Genomic DNA, 20,756 nt, shown 5'->3' with positions numbered 1-20,756 from the left:
AGTCAACCGGTTGCCGCCCTTCACCAGCGGTGACGGTGGGATTTGAACCCACGGAGGCTTGCACCTCACACGCTTTCGAGCCCCGGGAGGAGGTGTCGCAGGTCTCGCATATGTGTACTGACCTGCGGCGTGGCGGAATCATGCGATTGGGCCGAGCTCTGCGACGTGCGCGTGAACTTCGGAATGCAACCCGGAATGCAACCCGGAATGCAACCCATCGAACCTTCGTAGCCGTGATTGCTACCTACCGATCGCGGGTCGTTCGTCCGGCAGTGGGGTTGGGTGACCCGCCCAGGACAGCGGGTCAGAACACCTGGATGCCGGTGGCGGAGTTGGACAGCCATTGCGACCACGACAGCGTGTAGTCGGCGTAGCCGTTGGACTGGCTCACCTTCTTGCTGGTGCCCTTGACCGTCACCGGGTCCCCGACCTGGACAATGTTCCACAGCACTGCTGCGTCGGCTTCCGAGAGGTGGATGCAGCCGTGTGAGACGTTCGCCTTGCCCAGTGAATCGTCCCACCATGCTGAGTGGATGAAGGTGCCGCTGTCGGTGAGTTGCAGGTCATGGTACGTCTGGAGGTCGTACCAGCCTGGCCCGCCCTTGGTGCATTGGATGCCGATGGCGCACGAGGTCATCTCGATGTGCGGGACCATGTCCTCGACGGCCATCGTGCCGCTGTAGGTTTCCCAGCCCGTCTTGCCCGTGCCGCTGGCCAGTGTCTTGACCAACGCGCCGTTCTCGTAGACGTTCATCTTGTGCGTCGCCGCGTTGACGACGATCTCGTGGTCGGCGCCGATGGTGAAGTCCAGCTTGCGGTCGGTCGAGCCGAACTGGACGGAGACCTTGGTGCCGGCCGGCCAGAAGCCCTGCGGGCGGAAGTCGACGGTGTTCGAGTCGAGCCAGGACCACGCGCCGTCAACGTGCGGCGTCGTCGTGACCTTCATCGACTTCTCGATCGCCGCGCGGTTCGTCGACGGCACCGTAGAGGCGAAGTCGACGCGGACCGGCATCGCGACACCGACCTTAGAGCCGTCCTTCGGTGACACCGAGGAGATGGAGGGCAGCGTGACCGTCCCGGTCGACTGGCTCGGGGACGTGGTCGGCGCGGCAGGCGTGCTCGGCTTCGCAGCCGCGGTGCTCGGCCCACGGGCGGTCGAGGACGCCGTCGTCGGCGAGGACGCCGTCGTGGGCGCGGCCGACGGCGTGGTGGTCGCTGCCGACGGCGTGGTGGTCGCAGCCGAGGACACCGCTGTCGGAGTCTCGACAGCAGACGAGGTCGGGCTGGGAGCGGCGGCTTCGCTGCTGACAGCTGTACTCGCGCATCCGGTCAGCAGCAGCAGCGACCCGGCGACCGCCGCCCCAGCGAACTTGTTCCCCACCGCAGTTCCCCCTTTGGGCCTACACAATGTTCTCGCCACTCACGACGCGCGGGCCGCGCCTGTGGTTGCTAAGGCGATCGGAAGATTCTCACAGTGACGGCTGAGGCAGCTTGGTTGTCGCCACGGCATGGAACTGTTGAGCCCTGCCGATGCAGCCGCTCGACCGTTCCGGTCTGCGCGGTCTGCGCGGTCTGCGTGGCGGCGGCGCGTTCGGCGCCGGTGGCGACAGCGGTCCCGGACACCGCGGCCTCGGGTGCGGCGTTAGGGGACTGCGCAGGTCCGGCCGACTAACCAGAGTCCTTATTGCCTTGGCGACAGGGGGCCGGACAGGTCCTGCGCCGCCCCGGCCGCAGAATCGGCGATGGGAGTTTCTTGATCTGTCATCCTTCCCGCAGCTGTCCGCACAGCGTTCCTAGGGAGCCGAGGACTGCGACGACGTCTGGGATGGCTGGGCAGGTCGGTCAGTTTGGTGTGGGTCTGGGCGTCTTACGGGCCCACCTCACACGCTTTTGCTGAGCGTGGTCAGGCGCACAAACTGCAACCCGGAATGCAACCCAGGTTTCGGAATCCTAGAACTTCCCGCAAAGAAAGAAGACCCCTGAGTTGCGTTTCCGCAGCTCAAGGGCCGTTCTAGGGGTGGTGACGGTGGGATTTGAACCCACGGAGGCTTGCACCTCACACGCTTTCGAGTTTTGTCGAGTGCTGTTGCGACGGCTGCGAAAGATCGCTGGCGCCGCCTGATTCTCGTCGCGTGGGAAGCCAGTCGACCTCTGCGACTCCGCGCAACTGTCGCAAATGCAACTGAGACTGCAACTCGACGACCGCGTCCGTCCTCATGCCATCAGCGTATGCCGTCGCGAGGCCGCAACCATCTTTGGAAACCAGCGACACGGCATCCGAGTACCAGTGGGCTTACTTCCTGATCGGCACCGCGTTCATGGGAGTCGCGGCAACGCGTCTTCCCACACTGCCAGATTATCGGCAAAGCCTGCCTGTTCCAGGATGGATTTTACTCCCAGCAGGGGAACTACCAGATTTTTCACCAGCCGTAGCCGGCGGATGGTGTCGACATCCAAGGCGCGCCAGTTTGGGGGGACTTCCCGTATCTGCGCTGCGGACAGTGGCACTGCTGTGGAAAACAGGCCGTACATTCGCTGAGGGTTCAGAAGCGCTACATCGGGGTTCGGTCCGCGGAGCCTGAGTAGTACCGACATCAGATTCAGACGGCGGATCGCCGCTTCGTTTCGATCGATGACGCCAGCCTGTTCGGCGCTGTCGAGTGCGACGTCCAGCGCTGTCGCACCGAGATTCAGCTCCTCGGCCGTCAGGGTGCCGCCTTCTTCCGTCAGGCGCGCGGTCAGCAGTTGGACGATCGCGAGCCAGTCGCCGCCGTGCTTGTCGACAGGCGCGGATTCCGAAGCGGTGAGCAGGCTTGACAGCTCGGTCGCGGTCAGGCTGGCCAGCCGATCGAGGTCGGTCATGGGAACAGGACCCCCGCTCCCGAGAACGCGTCTTTACCGATACTGGCCACATTCCATCCAGGTTCGAAGAAGTGTCCGCTGTGGTCGTTGATATCGAGGCCGAAGTAGCCATCGGCTCCTGAACCGGCTATCTCGGCTTCTCCAGCGGCTTGAACAGACGCCCCGCGGGTCAGGACCGAGTGGGATATCTCCTGCCCGTTTACGAACTTCGGCATCACGACGATGCTTCCGTCGTCCTTCACGGCCCATTTCACTGTTCCTGAAGCGATGGCGGAGTCGAATTCGGACGTACCGGGCGAAGATACCACGACTCCGAGACGGTCAGCCTGGGCAAGTTCGGTGTCCAAGGTGCCGGGCATGTTGTTCGGATACATCGTCTGCCCGTTGGGACCTTCGTAGCTGAGCCCAAGCGGGTCGGAGACGGTCAGAGGATTCGGCACATAGGCGTGGTCGTTGGGAGCGGGTACCAGCCCCAGCGGGTCCGGGGTCAGGTATGCCGCGGTTTCCGAGTCGTAGTAGCGGTTCAGGTTGTAGTGCAGGCCGGATTCGTCGTCGTGATATTGACCGGGAAAGCGCAGCGGGCAGTCCACACCGGATTCGGCGGAAGTGCCTATAGTGCGCCCCCACAACGACGTGGTGGTGTGCCAGACGACACGCCCGTCGGGGGTGACGAGCTCGGTGGGCGAGCCGACCAGGTCGGCGACGATGGCGTGGAAGGCCTCGTCGATGACGGTCTGGTCGGCGTCGCCCAGGCGGTTGCGGCGGCGTTGTGTGGCAGGGCGGAACGTACCCGGGTCGTAGTCCCAGGTGAGGGTCACGGTGAAACTTTCGGGGCCTTGTACGCTCTGCTCAGCCAGGCGCGGGCCGTCCCACAAGAAGGTGACCCGATCGACCACCGTTCCATCGTCGGCGAACCTGGTCTTCGCGGTGCGTCGCCCGAGCGGATCGTAGGAGTAGTGCCAGGTGCCGTTTTCCGGGGTGATCACGTGAACCAGCCGGTCTTCGGAGTCCCAGACGTACTGGGTTACCTTGCTGCGCCCATCAAGCGTCCGACGTACGCTCCTGGTCAGCCGGCCTGCCTGGTCGTGCTCGTACCGGGCTCGGGCCGAGCGGCGAATAAGGGTTCTGGTTGCGAAACCGGCTCCCTCTCCCGCAGCGGTAGCAGGGAGGTTTAGTGGGCCCGCGGCATCGTCCTGGACGGTGAGGTTGCCGAACGCGTCATACGCGTAGGACTCGCTCCAACTGTGGGCGCTGATTGCGGTGACGCGCCCGGCGGCATCGGAAGCGATGCGACTGGTGCCGCGCAGGCTGTCCCTGATTTCTTCGGGTACGCCGTCCTGCCGCCAGACCCAGCTGCGCTGGAGAACTTCCTGTACAGCTTTCCCAGTTCTGCTGCCTGCGATTATGAGGTCCGTCTGGGCCGCCTGGTCGTGGTGGCGTCTGCCGCGGCCGACGCTCTGGGCGATCGGCCGACCGACCACGTCATAGCTCCGAGTGAGCCAGACCTCGGAGCCGATGAGCCGCTCGATCTCCCGGCCCGACGCATCGAATCCGAACTCCAGCCGGTCGCCGCCGGTATCGAGCCCGACCGCACGGCCAGCCGAGTCGTATGTCCATGTCGACTCGACGCCTGAGGCAGTCGTGCGGCGGATGAGTCGGCCAGCCAGGTCGTAGCTGTACCGCATTGTGCGGTCGTCAGTGGTGGTGGCGAGGAGTCGGCCCAGTGTGTCGTATTCGTAGGACAGCTCGGAGTTCGGGCCGGTGGCAACCACGAGGCGTCCGGCGCTGTCGTAGGTGTAGCCGTAGTCGCCTTCCGGCGTGTGGCGCGCCACGATTCGGCCTGTGGCGTCGCGATCGAGGGTCAGACGTTGACCGGTTCCAGTGATCCGCGCGCACAGGCGTCCCGCGACGTCATATTCGTAACCGAGACGGCGGCCGATGAAGTCGCTCTCGCCGGTCAGGCGCCCGGCTGCGTCGTAGGTGTACGTCCAGGCCGCACCATGAGGATTGGTGACCGCGACGAGCTTCAGTTCGCTGTCGTAGGTGAAGTTGTGCCGCACGCCGTCCGGACCGGTGCGAGCGGTCAACGTCTCCATGGGGCCCGGTTCGAACCTTGTAGTCGCGCCGATGGCGTCAACGACTTCCAGCAGACGACCGCCATCGTCGTGCCGCCAGGTGGTTCGGGCGCCGTCCGGCAGCGTCCTGGATACTGGCAGGCCCTCGGCGTTCCACTCGAAGGCGGTCACAGCACCCATCGGGTCGGTCAATCGCACCACCCGGCCGGCGAAGTCTCGCTCGACGCGCGTCAGACTGCCGACGGCGTCCAGAACCGTTACGGGCAAGCCAGCGGCGTCCGTTGTGAACCGGGTTACGGCGCCCAACGGGTCCGTGGTCGCGGCTAGCACGCCCTCGGCGGTGTATTCGAACTCGGTGACACCCCCGGCCGGGTCGGTCGCGGACACCAGGTTGCCCCGGTCGTCATGGGCACGTCGCCAAGTCGCGCCGCCCCGCCCGGTGGCTGCGACGACCTGGTGGAGGTGGTTGTACTCGAGCTCGGCAGTCGCGCCATCAGTCGCGACGAGCCTTCGGACGTTGCCCGCTTCGTCCCTGACCAGCGTGGTGCGGGTACCGAGGGCGTCGGTCCGGGACAGGATCATGCCGTAGCGGTCGGTCTCGGTAAGTGTGGTGTGACCCAGCGCATCAGTCTCGGAGCATACGTGGCCGTTTTCGTCGTAGACGAACGTGGTCACGTGACCCAATGAATTGGTATGGACAGTCGTGCGGTGCGCTGGGTCGTAGGTGAACGATCCAGCGAGGAACTGGCCCTGGCCGCGGACGACCCGGCCTATCGCGTCGTAGTGGTAGCCATAGCGGTAACCGGCCTGGTCGGTCCAAGCCGAGATGCGGTCCGTGTCGTTCCACTCGTAACTGAACGGCACGTCGGACGAATTGATCACACCAGTTAAGCGGCCTTGACCGTCATAGGAGAAGCGCTTCATGACCATGTCCGAGCCGGTCTCACGAGCGCCCAGCAATCGCAGGCCGCTGACTCGTGGGCCGGCCGCGCTCGCGATCGTGTCGACAGCGACGCGGTAGGCTGGGTGTTCGAGCCCGGTCGGGGTGCCGTGCTCGTCACGCAGGACGGTGATTCGGTTGCCGTTGCGGTCGGATATCGCGGTCAGGTCGCGGATCTGCCCGAGTTCGCTATTGAAATGTACCGTCGAGAAGTGGCGGGTCTGCCCGGACCACGGGTCGGTGATGCGGATCTCGTCCAGCTCACGGTCCCATATCAAGGGCCAGCGGCTCCCGCGCTCGGGCAGCAGCTCCTCATCGCCGTTGGGGATCGAGTAGTCAAGGCGTTGGGCATCGTCGCCGGCGAAGTGAATTCCCGCCTCGTTGATCGACAGACGCTGATCCAAAGTCGACGACCAGCCGGGGCCGAACAGGCGGCCGGTGGTGTACCCGGAGGCGTACGCGCGCCGCAACACAACGGGTAGTACACCCGGCAGTTCCAGGTCGCAGGCATCCGTGAGCATCCAGCCCGATACCACGTCGACAGGGTCGTCTGCGATGTTCGCGGGTTCGTTGCCCTCAGCGGTACGGGCTGCGGCGCCTTCTTCGCCTTCAAGCGCACCAGCCTCCCCCTCAAGACCTCCGGCCTCGCCTTCGACCGCTTCCGCTTCCGAGCCGAAGGCCCGGGCGCCGACGAAGGTGAGGGCGAGCATGCCGGCGCCGAGGAGGGCGTCGCCCCAGTGGCCTTGCATGGCGTCGCCGATGGTGGCCATGGCGGTGCCGGCTAGGGCGACGATGTTGTCGGCTTCGGCTAGGGCTGCGGTGACGACGTCGACGCCGGGGATCCAGGAGGTCGCGAGGGCGATGATGTCCAGGACGGGGGCGAGCTCGCCGGCGATTTTGCCGATCTCGCCGCCCCATGTGGACAGGTCCTCGCCGACGTGCTGCCACCAGGACTTGTTGTGGATGCCGTCGGATTGGGCGTGATGCAGGGCGCTGCCACAGGTTTTGGCGGCGTTGATGCGGTCGTTGTAGGCGTCGTTGGCCTGCTCGGTCAGTGCTGCCATCTGCGCCTTGGCGTTGTTCAGGTTCGTTTGTGCGGTGTCATGCGCGGTCTGCGCGTCGGTAACCGCTTGCGGGTTCGGTGTCGCGGCGTGGTTCTGCTGCGCGGTCTTCAGATCCGTCGCCGCGTTGGTGGCGCTGGTGGTGGCACGCTGCAGATCGGCATGCGCATCCTGAGCCTGACGCAGCGCCGTGTCGGCTTTCGTCTGCGCTGCCTGCAACAACGGCCAATACGCCGAAAGCGCATCGGAGGCCTCGCTGTAGGACGTGTACAGCTTCTGAAGGCGACCGGGCAGGGGACCATATTTGCCCTTGAACGCCTCAGCGGTCTGACCCACCCATTCCAGCGCCGCAGTGTCCGAACCGAAGCTGTTCAGGCTCCGATACGCCGCCTCCACGTCGTGGGCGAAGTCCCCGAACTCCTTCGCCAACGCCTGCACCGACTCCACCACACCAGGCGTCGGATCCCCATCCAAACCAAGAATGTCCCAACCAGACGGACGCGCCATCCCCCGAGCCCTCCCATGATCCGAGACACGAACTACCTACGTGTCTCGCTATCCACCCCGTAACCGCCACACTGGGCACCAAGCCTACAAAGCTACTGACGCCCCAAGTAACCCCCAATCGCGCACCGGTTACGTACTGTGTGCGCGCTTGCATCCAGTCGCACCGCACGGTTCCTCCGCGTTTCGGCGTCCGACCAGGGCAGCGGTCGCTCCTACTGCAGAGGCGAACAAGTTGTCGGATCGACTGAGCTGCCCCGAAGGGCTAAGGTTCACAACTGTTTATAACGCGTAGGCGCTGGTGAATGGCCTGGTCAGAGGATGGCCGCGAGGTTACGTCCTGGGATGTGGTGTATCGGTTAGCTCTGATGGGCGTATCGCCGATAGCTGAGGCGGTCATCGGGTGATCCTTCGAGATGGATTGATGATCTTGAAGGAAGAGGACCCGATGACCGCTTTGACCAGTGTGCCTGCCGGTGACGACTTCGAGCGGCAACTCGCCGCGGCCGAGCCGGACGTGTTGCGGGCGATGGTGAAGTCGTTCGCTGAGGCGTTGATGTCAGCCGAGGCCGACGCAGCCTGTGGCGCGCCCTACGGCCAGGTCAGCGCCGATCGCACCAACTCCCGCAACGGCTACCGCACCCGGGCGTGGGATACCCGGGTGGGCAGCATCGAGCTGGCAGTGCCCAAGCTGCGGACCGGCTCATACTTCCCGGAGTGGCTGTTGGAGCGGCGTCGCCGGGCCGAGCAGGCGCTGATGTCGGTGGTCGCCACGGCGTATCTGCTGGGCGTCTCCACGCGGCGGGTGGAGCGGCTGGCCGCCGAACTCGGGGTGACGCAGCTGTCCAAGTCACAGGTGTCGGCGATGGCCAAGCACTTGGATGAGCAGGTCGCCGCCTTCCGTAACCGTCCGCTGGACGCAGGGCCGTATCCGGTGCTGTGGATCGACGCCCTGACCCAGAAGGTGCGGGAGAACGGCCGGGTGGTCAACGTGCACGCCCTGGTCGCGGTCGGGGTCAACGGCGACGGCGGCCGGGAGATCCTGGGCATCGACGTGGCCTCGGCCGAGGACGGCGCCGGCTGGCTGGCGTTCCTGCGCTCGCTGACCGCCCGCGGCCTTGCCGGGGTGCAGTTGGTCATCTCCGACGCGCACCGCGGCCTGGTGGAGTCCATCGGCGCCGCGATCGGCGGTGCCACCTGGCAGCGCTGCCGCACGCACTACGCCAGGAATTTGATGAACCAGGTCCCCAAGACCGCCCAGCCCTGGGTGGCCACGCTGCTGCGCACCATCTTCGAGCAACCCGACGCCGAGGCCGTGCACGCCCAAGCCGGCCAGGTCATCGCCGCATTGGAGGCGAAGTTTCCCAAGGCCGCCGCACACCTGGACGAGGCCCGGGCCGACCTGCTGGCCTTCACCGCCTTCCCCCACGAGATCTGGCGGCAGATCTGGTCCAACAACCCGCAGGAACGACTGAACAAGGAGATCCGCCGCCGCACCGACGTCGTCGGCATCTTCCCCGACCGCGCCTCGGTGATCCGGCTAGTGGGCGCCGTGCTGGCCGAGCAGAACGACGAATGGGCCGAGGGCCGCCGCTACATGGGACTGGAAATCCTGGCTAAGATCCAGCGCACAGGCCAAGGCCCCGCCCCGGACACAGCACCAGCGGCCGCCCTGATCGCCTAACAACAAACAGGATCACCCGCTGGCCACCCCATACACCACCAGCGCGGACGTGACCTGGCCGCGATCTGTCTCAGTTGCAGTCTCATGGTTTTGGGGCAGTCTGCACAGACTGCGTACGTCGCAGCGGCCCGATAAGCAAAACAACCCTTGTTCTGCGTTTCCGCAGCTCAAGGGATGTTCCCAGAAGCGGTGACGGTGGGATTTGAACCCACGGAGGCTTGCACCTCATACGCTTTCGAGGTCTGTCGACGACTACTGCGAGAGCTGCGCAAGATACCTGACGCCGCGTGATTCGCGTGCCGCGAGGAGCCTGTCGATCTCTGCAATGTCACGCGGCTGTCGCAAATGCAACTGAGACTGCAACTGGGACGACCACGGTCCATCAAGGCCTGATCTTGGAGCCGCCCCCGCGCTGCAGGCAGGGCCGGCGAGTTGGCTACTGGATCTTGCCGTCAACCGCAGACGCGATGTCGGATATGACGCTGTTGCTCACGGCTTTCTGTCCCCCGAAGACAGTGACGGCGGTCAGCGCGTTGGCCCAGCCCGACAGTTGGTCGCGAGTCGGTGCCGTGAGCGTTTCGCTCTCGGTGATCAGCAGCGGTATGCCGGCGTTGGCTGCGTAGGCGCCACCGGTCAGCGCGTCTGGGAACGACTCTCCGGAGGCGATCCCTGCACCGGTCGGAGCGTGGCCGGTGACCCGGGCGACCGCGCCGGCCACCGCGGCGGCGGTTTCGTACCTGGTCTGCCCCGCCAGGGGTGTGACGGTTTCGCCGGCCGTGTTCAGCTTGCCCACGGCCCTTTGTGCCGCGCCGCCGACCGCGTCGATCGCCGGGTGCGCCAGCACGAACGCCGCGGTGGCCGGGTCGAGGGCGTCGCCGCCGGACAGCACGATCGGGGCGTTCTCGACGGCGCCCAGCGGACCGGCCGCCAGCGCGTCCGGGAAGTCCTTGCCGGTGGCGACGATGACGTGCGAGGTGCTCCCGAACGCCGAGGCGACCGCACGCGCGGTGCCGTAGCGGTCGTCGCCCATGTAGCGGACCACGTGGTAGCCGGCCGCGCGGAGCCCGGATTCGATCGACGGCGCACCGCCGCGTCGCCGCCCAGGATGTAGACAGTCTTGGCGGGCGAGGGGCCGCCGGTGACCCGGGCGATCTCGGCGCTGGTGGTCCGGTCCAAAGTGGTGGGATCAGTGAGCAGCAGCGGGCCGTGGACGTGCGCGGCCAGCGGGACGCCGGCCAGGGCGTCAGGGGCCTGATCGCCACGCGCTAGGACGACGGCATTCGCGCTGCCGTCCTTCCACTGGGCCTGCGAGACCAGCAGCGAGGTCTGGTACCGGTCGCTGCCGCCGATGCGCTTGACAGTGGCGTGAGTCGCCGGAGGCGGGGGCGGTGCGGACGACGGCAGGGTGACCGTGATCTTCTGGGTCAGCGGTGTGGTCATGGGCCAGCCCAAGGAGTCGGCGCCCATGAAGGTGACGGTGTAGGTGCCGCTCTTGGCGTAGGTGTGGATCTGTTCGACGCTTCCCAGGTTCGGGTCGCCGATCTTCCAGGTGATCGCGGGAGAGCTGTCACCGAAGGACAGGGTGTACGAGCCGATCGGCGTGCCGTTCGGCGGGGTGTTGATCTCCGCGTAGACGGTCCCGGGCGGGTCGAAGGAGTTCTGGGAGACGACGAGATCCAACGTCGGGGCGAAGACCTGCTTGGCGATGGTGATCGAGAAGGGGAGCTTGAACGTGCGGCCCAGGCCGTCGACAGCGGTGATGCTCCCGTTGAACGTGCCGTCCGCGCCGTAGGTGTAGGACGGCGTGTTCGGCGGCGGGTAGGGAAGGGTCCCGCTCGAGTGCCCGTCGCCGTAGTCGGTGGTGAAGCTGACGATCGGCGACCAGCTGTCGTTCTGCGAGTTCAGCCAGACGTTCGCAGTCCGATACGTGTCGGGCGTTTGGCCGGGCACGGCATAGACGTTCAAGGTGGGGATGGCGCTCCGGACGAACTCGACCGCGCCCCGGTCGGCGAAGGTGTAGGACCCGTGGCCGGTGTCCGCCACCGCCGGATCGTCGATGTGACCGGCGGACGGCTCATTGCGCGGGCCCGAGTCCGCCGAATCGATGGCCGGCGAGCTCGGCGTCAGGTTGTAGTTGGTGCGGACATACCCGCCGGAGGCCACAGCGGTCGCGAATCCGGGATCGGCCGTCAGGTCGTATTGGCCGTGACCCGCGCTGTCCAGTGCCGCCGCGTCCGTGAACGATTGGCCCTGCCACTGGACGGCGACGCCGGCGTCGTTCGCGGTGATGATGTTCGAGTCGAGCGTCGCCGGAGTGCTGGAGGCCGTGACCGACACGCCGACGCCGGGGACCGAGGCGCAGGTACGCGCGTTGCTGATGATGTTGTTGGCAATGTCGACGTCCGACGACGCCCCGCTGACACTGACCCCGGTACCGCAGTTCTCGTCGATGGTGTCGGACACGACGTCGACCATCCGGGAGTCGGTGACCTGCACCCCGCCTCCACCGCTGTCGAACGTGTCGCCCGAGATGACGACGCCGCTCGAACCACCCTCGACGCCGAGGCCGGGCCCGCCGTCGTTCGAGAACACGGACCTCGCCACGGTCACGTTCATCACGTTGTCGAGGCGCACCGCCGGAACCGTCGGGTCAGGCGTCGCCGCCCCGAATTGGGAAGCGGCGAACAAGCCCTGGTTGATGGTGACATCGGACGACCCGGAGATCCGGACGGCCTCGCCGGTCTGCTTGCCGAAGCGCACACCGTTGAACGTGATGTCGTGCTGTCCGGTGATGGAGACCCCGTAGGCGCCGCCGGTGAACACAGTGCGCAGGTTTGTGGATTGGAGCGTGATCCCGGATTTGGTGATGTCGACGCCGCCCGGGAACACCCCGGTGAGCAGCAGCGTGGTTCCGCTCGTGACAGAGTCGGACGCCAACGCTGCGGTCACCGAGCAGAACGGCGTCGTCAGGCTGCCCGAAGTCGCGGAGTCGTCCTTACACGCCGCGTTGGTGTTGTCGACCCGCACTGTGTTTGCCGCAGCATGGGCGACCATCGGCAGCAGACCGCCGCCGGCGAGCGTGGACAGGGCGATCGTGACTATGCGCGCACGACGCGATGACACTGTTCTTCGCATGGAATCCCCCCACGCAGTCGGAAGCACGGCAAGAGGAGATTAGCGCCATCGATAGCGTGATCCGCTGCCAAGACCACTCGGACATACTCACCGGCGTCACCTACACCCCAGTGCCGCACTCGACACCTAGGCGTATGCGGCCATAGGTACACCAATGAGACTCACACGCTTGACATACGTGTGAATCGGAGGCGGGAGCGCAGGTCAGCCGCCATGCCGTGTGAATCCAGTTGCCATCCAGTTGCCACAGGACGCGTGAGACGTGAGACAGACGCTCTCAACAGAACAGCCCCCGCTCTGCGTTCCCGCAGCTCAGGGGCTGTATCAAAAGCGGTGACGGTGGGATTTGAACCCACGGAGGCTTGCACCTCACACGCTTTCGAGGTTCGAGTGGAGGTGTCGCATCTCTCGCATGCGTACGCTGACCTGCTGCGCAACGGAATCATGCGACCGTGGTTCGCTTCTGCGAAGCAGGCGTGAACCTCGGAAGGCAACCCGGAATGCAACCCTCCCGAGGACCGGCTACGCAGGGACCGAATCCCGGGCGACGTCCCCGTGGCGCTGCCCTCACGGGCGGTGAAGAGGCTGGCAGCCTCCGTCCGGTTCTGCTCGCGGAACGGCCGATGCTCCGCGGTCAGCCCACCTCCTTGCGGAAACCTCATCTCTCAGCAGTGCCGCCGAGGCTGAACCATGCCAGCCCCTGCGAGATCCCCCTTTTAAGGGCAATAACTAAAAGCTAACTGCGGGAAAGTTATGCATCGCCAGAGTCGATTACTACTCGCGGGGTCGCAGGGCGAAAACCGTGCGTGCAATGTGCGCAGCTTGTCTTGGGAACCTCCGTCACATTTCCACAGTTAATGCATGACCAATACTCGGCCTGTTCGGCGATGCTGCGATCTGCACCGGCCGCGATCCTAACCGACATATCTCTGTCGCTGAGGGCGCGATAAACCAAATCTGTGACTCGTTCATCGAGCGGAAGTGTACTTAGCGCAAGAGCGGCTCCCGACCGGCAGACGGGGTCAGTCTCGTCAAGAAAGGTTTCGATCTTTTGTGCTGGATCATCGCTCAGTGTACACACTAGAGTAGTTGCGTAGTGGCGGCGTTCTGCGACCATGAGATGTATACACTCTTCGATGCGAGGACTAATCGCGTAATCGCCCGTCGCCGCCAGTACATTCATAGCGATATGGGCGACCCACCTCGAAGGATACAAGAGCGATTCAATCAGTGTGTCGATGTCGGAAGCTTCTAGGCGGGTTACGTCAGGTGAAGGCGATTTGAGCGTTCTGGAGGTCGACAGTGCCCTAAATAGGTCCTGCTGTTCTTCTTCGTTCCATGAGAGAACTAGCGCGGCCTCTGTGGCGAGCACAACAAGGTCAAGGTTCGTGGTGCGAGCAACTACCCGTGTCCAGCGGGCTAGCTTTACGGAGTCGATTCTATCAAGTTCGTAGCAGTCTGGCACGGTATTTTCGCCGAAGCCTATGGTGTCACTGAAAGCGAATAGCCTTGGAAGGCGCCATTGCTCGGCGGGGGTCAGCGGCGTTCGCTCGTCGCTCACGCTCTCGATGGATTTCCAGACCTTGATATTGGATCGTGAGATCGTGGATGAGATGTCCTCTAGTGACACGTCAATTGGCGACCAGCGAGGCTTGGTGTCGATATGACCTCTTTCTCTTAGGGTGCTTGAAACGCGACCATATTGGCCAACTGAGGAATGCCAAGCAACCTCGTAGATGGCTTCAGGTGTCGTTTCGGGTAGCTGCGAGAGGAAGGGGATAGCCCACTCTGCAACTTCAGACTGCCCAGCCCATGGCCTCTTCGTAGGGATGGGGTTACCGCTCTTTGTCGCTTCGTCAGGATCCTGCCTTTCAATAATGGTTGAGTCCAGCACTTTCCGAACCGCATCAATCGCTTTTGGCTCAAGAGAGGTCGACGCATCGTAGCGGGCGTCGGAGAGCGACGTCATCGCGTCTACTATCAGATCTTGCTCGGGTTCCAGTAGGTTCGCTGAAATAGATATATCCCGGCGTTCGCGTAGCTCGAACGGAAGTGCCAGCGACGCAAGCGCGCGAACTAGGCGCCAACGACGGTTATCACGCCGAAAGGTTGCGGTAAAACTTGGTGTAATGGATGCGGTGTAGGTTTTAGGAAGCCGCGTGTCTTCTGTAGACTTCCTCCTTGTTGCTAGCGCGAGTGCGTCAATCAGTTTTAGTAGAAGGTCGTGGTCGATTCCCTTACGTGACAAAGCGATTTCCGAAGACCAAAGTAGCGCTCGATCGCGATCTGCTTCCGGCGTGTCACCGTGCGACCCTCTTGCAAGGTCAATTAGATTCCTCAAGATCCCGGGGGATAGGCCGGCGGCGAGGAGCAAAGTGTCGCGACGTTCGCTATCGGCGATGGCTTTGGCAGTCCAGCTCATACTTGTGGCTGTTTCCTGTTCTGCCACCCACATTGCGTCTCCGATCTCGCCAAAGATCCGGCTTCGCGCCTCAAGTCGATCTCCCTCGCGAGTGACGAAAACGCCGATCTTGTCGTCCCAGAATCGCAATATTTCGGACGCTAGCTGTTTTGCTTCGCCCGCTGATCGACCCCATTGAGTCGAGAGCATGCTCACGATATCTCTCTCGATGGTCAAAATAGATGCCGCTCCGCTGGCATTTACTCTGTGGCCAATGATGGCGTATCCGTCAATGAGTATGCCGTCGGTTAGCTGTGGAGACCACGGTTCGCTTAACGTGCCGGACTCGCGAGCTTTCTCCCAACGTCGAACACTATCTCGAACGGCATCTGCGAGAAGGTGTGCACGACTTTGAGGTAGCGACTCGACGCTCTTCTCGGCTGAAAGAAGGGTTAGGAGTGTCGCGAGCATTGGCACTGACCAGATCTCGCTGCTATCGTTTTTGGCCTGATTGAGCCAGGCGATGTGCTCCGCTACCCAGCTATCCCTATTTTTCGGGAGGATGCGGCGATCTGCGACGTGGTGCAGTAGCTGATGAAGGGTCGATGCCAGCCATTTAGGTTCGGTTAGTTGAGCCTCGGGCAGGCCGATCTTCCTCGCTGCCCCAATTGCGCTCTGGCGGGTAGTGATGATGATGCCCGTTAAATCTGGCAGCCCTTCGATAGCTGAGAGCAGGCCATCGGCAATTAGGCCTCGCTTTGGGCCGGTCTCGTCGAGGCCGTCCAGAAGAAGTACTGCGGTCCCAGACGCGATGGCCTGCTCAAGTGCCCTGCGAAGCGGAGCCACCTCATCCGTTGACACGCCACCCGCGGCTTCAGCCACCAGCAATGGCACGGTGACATCGGACGACCGCTGCACACGTCGCGCAACACTTGCTAGGCGGACGAGGATAGGGACGGGGCTCCCATTGACGCTCCACAATGCTGCCAATTGCTCGAGCGCTGTGGACTTACCCATCCCTGGAAGTCCGGTCAACACCATTCGTGTCCAATGCCTGGTCAAGCTCACAAGTTCATCAGTTTGCCTGACTGGGCTATTATCAATAACTGCTCGTACCTGGAACGTTGCCGCCAGATCGGCGACCTTGAGGGGTGGCAGGTCTTCGGCTAGGAGAGAGTATTCAAGCTGATCTTTCCGGCCACGCAGGTGGGTCTGATATGTGATCAACGCCTGCTTCTCTGCTTGCCGGCGTGGCCCGGCGGGGCCATCCGCGGCCGCATACACGGTAGTGCCAGCCTGGCTTAACGTCCTTAGCCAATCGTCGAGCCCACTTCCGGACCCGCTGGCGGCCTGCTCTTGGAAGGCTCGTTGTAGCGCCTCGATGGCCATGGTGCCTTCACCGGAGGGCACTACGACGCCCTCAAGTAGACTCGCAACGAACTTGAAAAGCGGATCCTGATGTGTCGAGACATCTAGCTTTAGCACGTACGCACAGGACCTGACGGCGGACCTCAAGCTTGGTGAGGTTCCGGCGGGGAAGGCCCTGTCTAGGTCGGCTATTGCCTTCTTTTCGTCAGACGTATGCGGTCCTGAAATTTGTTTCCGATGTCGGCCTAGTGCCTGACCCAGAAATCTTAGGTTCCCGCTTATCTCGGCAGCAGCCAGCGCGACGCGGTCGCTGCGACGAAGTTTGGGAGTTTGTGTGACCCATTGAGCGACCGCACTTCGGAATTGATCATCGATGCCGCAGGCTCGTTTGGCCTGTATGAGGAGCCTGCTGCCGTCTGTCATAGTGCAAGCGATGTCGTCCACATCATCGTGAGTTTCGAACTCAACCGCTGCTGGCGTCGGGCCTCCTGGCAGGTAGCCAGCCTCCTCTACGGCGCGGCCTACCAAGCCATGCGCGGCAAGGTAGGCGGCTACACCGCTTCGGTGCAGGCTGCCGGCCTCGTTGGCTCGACCGCCGATTGAACCAGGGCGGCTTTTCCTATCGGGCTTGCACTCTGTCGTGTGACCCTTTGGCTTCGGCACCAACTGTGTGACTCCCGATGTTGGCGAGCTGCGGCGCATCTGGATCTTCCGGCCGCCCAGGCTGGTCAAGTGGTTATCCTACAAGCCATCTTGTGCTGTTGAGATCGGCTTAACGTTTTGGGGTATGCAGAGGCGGCTTTGCCGGTCGCCGTCAGCGCTATCCGATGATTTCGGCGTCAGCCGTGAGAAGGCGCGCCTGCTTCAAAGCCGGGTCCGTGGACGCTTTCTTGGTACGTAGGCAGCTGCAGGCCGTCATACTCAGAGGCCTGAGGTCCTCTCACAACGGCCATGGAGAAGCAGATGTCTGGCAGGCTCGACTGTCCCCGCTGCAGCAGAGTGGACCAGGTCCAGAGCGTCGCTGCCGTACACATGGCCGGGAAGTCCAGCTCAGTCGGGGTGTCGGCCACCCTCGGGCATATCAGTAGGGGTGGTCTCTTCGAGGCTTTGACTCTCTCGGGCACGTCCTCCTCCACTGAGTTGTCTGCCAGCTTGGAACCTATGCCGACGGTCAGCTCCGGGACCGGACGCAAAGTCGTCGCGATCCTCGGTCTCGTGCTTACCGCCATCTACACCATCTGGGGCCTGGCCCAGAGCGGCCAGAGTCAAACGGGGTACATCGGTGACGAACCGGTCACCGTCAACAGCGGCGTCAATCCAGGTGCTGTTCTGGCCGTGGCCGGTGTCCTCAGCCTCTGTTTCGCACTTCTGCTTCAGTCAGGGCTGCGGGCTGGCCGGCGCTACCGCGCCATCCAAGACGGCACTCCCAGGGTCCTCGAACTGTGGAACGCCGCATGGTTCTGCCACCGCTGTGGCGGCGTCTTCATCCCCGGCGAGCACCATCTCATGACACTGCCTGCCTTCCGCTCCCGTATCTGGGAAACCGGGGGATTCCACGCGCCAGAACGCGCCACCGCAGTTCAGGCGCCGCCCGCTCCCGATCCGGCGCCGCTGGCCGCCAATACCGCGCTCAGTGTGGGAGCCACGGAATCACAGACGGCCTCCCTGGCGGCTCCCCCTACCTGGCGGCCCAGCACCCTGGCTGTGCTAGCCACGGTCGGGGTGCTCGTAGTCGCTGTCACGGTGACCACGGGGCTGATACCGGACGACAATAGTGACTCGCAGTTCGACGGAACCGGTGCCACCAATCCGGCCCTTACTGACACCGCCGCAGCCCTGCCCCCGGCTTCCCAAACGCTCCCCGCTGACCCCACTGCGCAGCCGTCTACGCCGTCTTCGTCGGCTTCCTCATCACAGACCACATCAACTCCCGAACAGGCCGATACCTCTGCGAACGCGTCGACGTCGCCCACCGTCCTCGACGAGAAGCTGTGGAGCGCCGCCGAGATCCCTAACGCCACCGCCGACTCGTTCCTACAGACGGCCCTGGGCGTGCTTCCCTCCGAGCTCAGCGCTCGCGCCTTGACCCATCCGGCAGGAACCGAGAAGACCTTCAGGCAGGGCGGTAGCTTCCCTGAGCTATATACAGCCGTCGAAGACTCGGCGGGCAACCTGCGGTCAGGTTCCTGCTTCGAAGGTAACGAATCCGGCGAGACACCAATCCTGCAGTCAGGAACCCTGCTGCCTTCCTTGGAAGGCGACTTCGGACGCTGTGTCCAGGGAGTCGAAGCCATGGACAGCGATGGCTTGGGTCCTGGTCCCGACGCGCTTAACGCCGACAGCTGGGTGAACGGCAGCCTAGACGGGCTGTCGATGAAAGAGGGATCGTCGGCGAGTCCTAACTACTACAGCTCGGCTACGTTTGGCCCCAAGACATTCGGCCCGGTCACGTTCACCGTCTCCGTCTCCGAGGCCGGTCTGACGCTGTCGTTTAAGGGAGCCACTGCACCGTAGAGCTGACCAACGTGCTGGCTGTGAAGTCACTCGCTCAGCCTGTGGTGGTGGGTACTGTCTCTTGGCGATCAAGTCTCGATGCGCTTGGAGATGGTCGTTCTCACCGGCGCTAACGGGTCCGCTCCGTGGCAGCGGCGGCCTCGGCCTCTTGTCGGTTCTTCCGCTGCGCGCGCGTGCCGGTGCCGCGGGGCTTGTCACCGCCGTTGCTGTGACGAGGCGGTTCATCGCCGGTTCCCGCCTGGCTGGGGAGTTTGGTGACCTCAAGGCTGGCCATGCGGCCGCGGGTGGCCTGGCTGGTGTCACATGTCAGGAGTCGCACGTCGCGGCCCGCGATGGCTTGGATCGTGGCGGCGCGTTCGATGATCTCATCGTCGGCGATCGGCTGGCGGAGGTGTCCTAGTGGGTCGAGGACGATCTCAACGGTGACCTTTCCGATGATGGACTGGCCCTCGCCCCGGTACGTCGGGTGCAGGATGCCGCTGGTTCCCGAGGTGATTGCCTCGTCCAGGCGTCCCAGCGTGTGCCCGGCACGCCATCGGGGATGGGCCCCGCCCATCTCCTTGAGCCGGTCGAGTTCGTCGACCACCACGATCGGGAATAGCAGGTGGATCACCTCCTCGCAGTACAGACCCATGACCTTGTGGAAGTCGGTGGTAGCGAGGGGATCGGGACTGTTGAGGTAGAAGCTGGAGTCGGCGACGGCAAGCCACTTATGGCCGCTCCAGCGCTTGGCGTGCTCGTTCAGGGTCGTCATTGCTGTGTTGAGCGCGTCTTCGCGGTCGGTCAGTTCCTGGTCGACGAGTCCGTTGACGAGGCGCTGCTGATCGGTCCCGGCCAGCATGCCGCACGACTCGAGGAGTGCGTAGTAGCGGCGGGTCAGGATGAGACGGTCGACGTCTTTCGCGCTGATCTGACTCTGCAGGCGCCGCGTGGCATCGGTGACCCACTCCAGGTACTTCAAGAGCCGCTTGAAGGCGCTGGAGGGGCCGGCGCCCCTCACGTTGGATACCTCCGCATGGGTCTGACGAAGGGCCTCGATGATGCTGTCTCGTTGGGCGCCCGGCCGCGGGGTGATGAGCATGAGCCGATGGTGCCAGGCGAACGCCGTGGGTATGGCGGAATTAGTGTCGGTGTCGACCCTTAGTCTCGAAGGCGTGAGCGCAGAGAAAGCCCCTCGTGCAGAGCGGTGGCCCCTGCCTGGCAAACCGCATGGCTCAGTCGGTACCAGGCACCATCTTCTGCCGCAGCTACATCAGCGATACTTCGGCAACGAGCGCGGGATGATCGCTGTCGTTGACCGGGTTACCGGGAAAAGGCACGTTGCGCCGATTAGCGACGCGATCGTCGAGAAGGACTTTTATACGAGCATCGACAACGACGGTGCGTTCGATGGACGATCCGATCACTTGCTGACGTGGATCGAGGGGAACGTTGCGCCGGTCATGGAGCGCATCGTGCGGCTCGGGTTGTTCCAACGTTTCCCGCTGCAACCTGTTGACGTGGGAAACATCTGCCTGTTCCTGGCCTTTCAGATAACCCGGGGTCGCGCCGCGCGTCGCATGGCCGAGCTGATGGGCGACACCTACATGCACATCATGGTGCCGAAGGACATGGATGAGGATCAGGCCGTAGCCTGGCTGCGCACCGGCGGCCACGAGCCGACGACCGAGACGATCGCGCAGGTGCGAGCTATAAGCGAGATTGTTGACGACATCGAGTTCGTCCCGGACCCCAACGCGCACATCGGCACGATGGGCCGGGTGGCCTTGAGCTTGTTCGAGGAACTCATCTGTCGTCCCTTGTACCTGGCGGTGTATGACGAGCCCAGCCTCTTGACCTGCGATGAACCGGTCGTGTTGTACTTCGATGAGGGCCGGCCGCTGGGCCACCGGGCCGGGGTGGCCTTGGCAGATCAGATCTGGTTTCCGATGAGCCCGCGGCATCTGCTTATCCTTGGGCGGGGTGATCGTTACGGGCCGCCACGTCGACTCGACGCCGATCCTGCGAGCGTTGACTATGTCAACTTACGAATCGCTGCCAACGCTTACGAGTCGATCCTCATGCACCCAGACCAAGACCATCTGGCTGGGATCGAACTCCCGCCACCGGGCCCGCTGTACACAGTCAACGCACCTGGCTTTCCGGCCCTTGAGCGTCACAACCACGCACCGCAGCGAAGGCGTACCCAGCGCCGCCGACGATGATTAGCCTG

11 protein-coding genes, 1 tRNA gene and 2 pseudogenes are annotated in these 20,756 nt (G+C 63.8%); 5 read left to right on the top strand and 9 right to left on the bottom strand.

Features of this window, described 5'->3' with window-relative positions; all coding sequences use genetic code 11:
* Window positions 1-304 precede the first annotated feature (304 nt).
* On the bottom strand, window positions 305-1,048 hold the full coding sequence (locus tag CACI_RS42595; RefSeq protein ID WP_317623737.1) for a L,D-transpeptidase: 744 nt from the start codon (window positions 1,046-1,048) through the stop codon (window positions 305-307).
* Between CACI_RS42595 and CACI_RS53995 the strand changes: the two genes are divergently transcribed.
* Entirely contained in the window at window positions 936-1,478 is a 543-nt protein-coding gene (locus tag CACI_RS53995) for a hypothetical protein (RefSeq protein ID WP_049871910.1), read from the top strand. The two genes, CACI_RS42595 and CACI_RS53995, sit on opposite strands and share 113 nt — an antisense overlap.
* Before the next feature lie 540 nt (window positions 1,479-2,018).
* Here the strand turns inward: CACI_RS53995 and CACI_RS50885 are convergent.
* The 3 genes from CACI_RS50885 to CACI_RS42585 all read right to left on the bottom strand — a co-directional run bounded on the left by CACI_RS50885 (window position 2,019) and on the right by CACI_RS42585 (window position 7,445).
* A tRNA-OTHER gene (locus CACI_RS50885) sits at window positions 2,019-2,130 on the bottom strand.
* A 186-nt stretch (window positions 2,131-2,316) separates the two neighbouring features.
* Window positions 2,317-2,862 carry a hypothetical protein gene (locus tag CACI_RS42590; protein WP_015797165.1) on the bottom strand — a complete coding sequence of 182 codons (546 nt, stop codon included), beginning with the start codon at window positions 2,860-2,862 and terminating at the stop codon, window positions 2,317-2,319.
* Entirely contained in the window at window positions 2,859-7,445 is a 4,587-nt protein-coding gene (locus CACI_RS42585) for a DUF6531 domain-containing protein (RefSeq protein WP_015797164.1), read from the bottom strand. Before CACI_RS42585 ends, CACI_RS42590 begins: the two co-directional genes overlap by 4 nt.
* A gap of 445 nt (window positions 7,446-7,890) precedes the next feature.
* On the opposite strand from CACI_RS42585, the gene CACI_RS42580 reads away from it, so the two are divergent.
* Window positions 7,891-9,126 carry an IS256 family transposase gene (locus CACI_RS42580; protein WP_049871942.1) on the top strand — a complete coding sequence of 412 codons (1,236 nt, stop codon included), beginning with the start codon at window positions 7,891-7,893 and terminating at the stop codon, window positions 9,124-9,126.
* Between the two features lie 436 nt (window positions 9,127-9,562).
* On the opposite strand, the gene CACI_RS53340 is transcribed toward CACI_RS42580, so the two are convergent.
* The 4 genes and pseudogenes from CACI_RS53340 to CACI_RS50815 form a co-directional block, all read right to left on the bottom strand.
* A complete protein-coding gene (locus CACI_RS53340) occupies window positions 9,563-9,919 on the bottom strand; it encodes a cell wall-binding repeat-containing protein (protein ID WP_223297703.1) in 357 nt (118 codons plus the stop codon).
* A 75-nt stretch (window positions 9,920-9,994) separates the two neighbouring features.
* Window positions 9,995-10,156, bottom strand: a pseudogene (locus tag CACI_RS54635) (cell wall-binding repeat-containing protein); the annotation flags it as partial.
* 62 nt (window positions 10,157-10,218) lie between these two features.
* Window positions 10,219-12,180: pseudogene (locus CACI_RS53330) on the bottom strand (right-handed parallel beta-helix repeat-containing protein); the annotation flags it as partial.
* Window positions 12,181-13,012: 832 nt separating this feature from the next.
* Window positions 13,013-16,051 carry an NACHT domain-containing protein gene (locus CACI_RS50815; RefSeq protein ID WP_143765632.1) on the bottom strand — a complete coding sequence of 1,013 codons (3,039 nt, stop codon included), beginning with the start codon at window positions 16,049-16,051 and terminating at the stop codon, window positions 13,013-13,015.
* A gap of 321 nt (window positions 16,052-16,372) precedes the next feature.
* Between CACI_RS50815 and CACI_RS50810 the strand changes: the two genes are divergently transcribed.
* Together CACI_RS50810 and CACI_RS42565 are read left to right on the top strand one after the other, a co-directional pair.
* Complete coding sequence (locus CACI_RS50810; protein WP_143765631.1) at window positions 16,373-16,633, top strand: hypothetical protein; 261 nt, start codon at window positions 16,373-16,375, stop codon at window positions 16,631-16,633.
* A gap of 558 nt (window positions 16,634-17,191) precedes the next feature.
* Window positions 17,192-18,544: a hypothetical protein gene (locus CACI_RS42565; protein ID WP_143765630.1), complete on the top strand. Its 1,353-nt coding sequence runs from the start codon at window positions 17,192-17,194 to the stop codon at window positions 18,542-18,544.
* 109 nt (window positions 18,545-18,653) lie between these two features.
* Here CACI_RS42565 and CACI_RS42560 read toward each other — a convergent pair whose 3' ends face one another.
* Window positions 18,654-19,625 (bottom strand): PIN domain-containing protein, encoded by a 972-nt coding sequence (locus CACI_RS42560; RefSeq protein ID WP_015797161.1) that lies wholly within the window; start codon window positions 19,623-19,625, stop codon window positions 18,654-18,656.
* Here CACI_RS42560 and CACI_RS42555 point away from each other — a divergent pair.
* Window positions 19,582-20,748 carry a DUF4238 domain-containing protein gene (locus CACI_RS42555; protein WP_083796243.1) on the top strand — a complete coding sequence of 389 codons (1,167 nt, stop codon included), beginning with the start codon at window positions 19,582-19,584 and terminating at the stop codon, window positions 20,746-20,748. The genes CACI_RS42560 and CACI_RS42555 overlap by 44 nt on opposite strands.
* Window positions 20,749-20,756 lie beyond the last annotated feature (8 nt).

The organism is Catenulispora acidiphila DSM 44928 (assembly GCF_000024025.1).
Classification (GTDB): Bacteria; Actinomycetota; Actinomycetes; order Streptomycetales; family Catenulisporaceae; genus Catenulispora; species Catenulispora acidiphila.
The sequence above is the reverse complement of the archived record's forward strand: the minus strand, read 5'-3'. Positions and strand labels throughout refer to the sequence as shown.

Coding starts and splice junctions, on each gene's coding strand:
- CACI_RS42590 (WP_015797165.1), bottom strand. CDS start 2,862: ATGACCGACCTCGATCGGCTGGCCAGCCTGACCGCGACCGAGCTGTCA.
- CACI_RS50815 (WP_143765632.1), bottom strand. CDS start 16,051: ATGGCCATCGAGGCGCTACAACGAGCCTTCCAAGAGCAGGCCGCCAGC.
- CACI_RS42555 (WP_083796243.1), top strand. CDS start 19,582: ATGATGCTGTCTCGTTGGGCGCCCGGCCGCGGGGTGATGAGCATGAGC.
- CACI_RS42580 (WP_049871942.1), top strand. CDS start 7,891: ATGACCGCTTTGACCAGTGTGCCTGCCGGTGACGACTTCGAGCGGCAA.
- CACI_RS42565 (WP_143765630.1), top strand. CDS start 17,192: ATGCCGACGGTCAGCTCCGGGACCGGACGCAAAGTCGTCGCGATCCTC.
- CACI_RS42560 (WP_015797161.1), bottom strand. CDS start 19,625: ATGCTCATCACCCCGCGGCCGGGCGCCCAACGAGACAGCATCATCGAG.
- CACI_RS42585 (WP_015797164.1), bottom strand. CDS start 7,445: ATGGCGCGTCCGTCTGGTTGGGACATTCTTGGTTTGGATGGGGATCCG.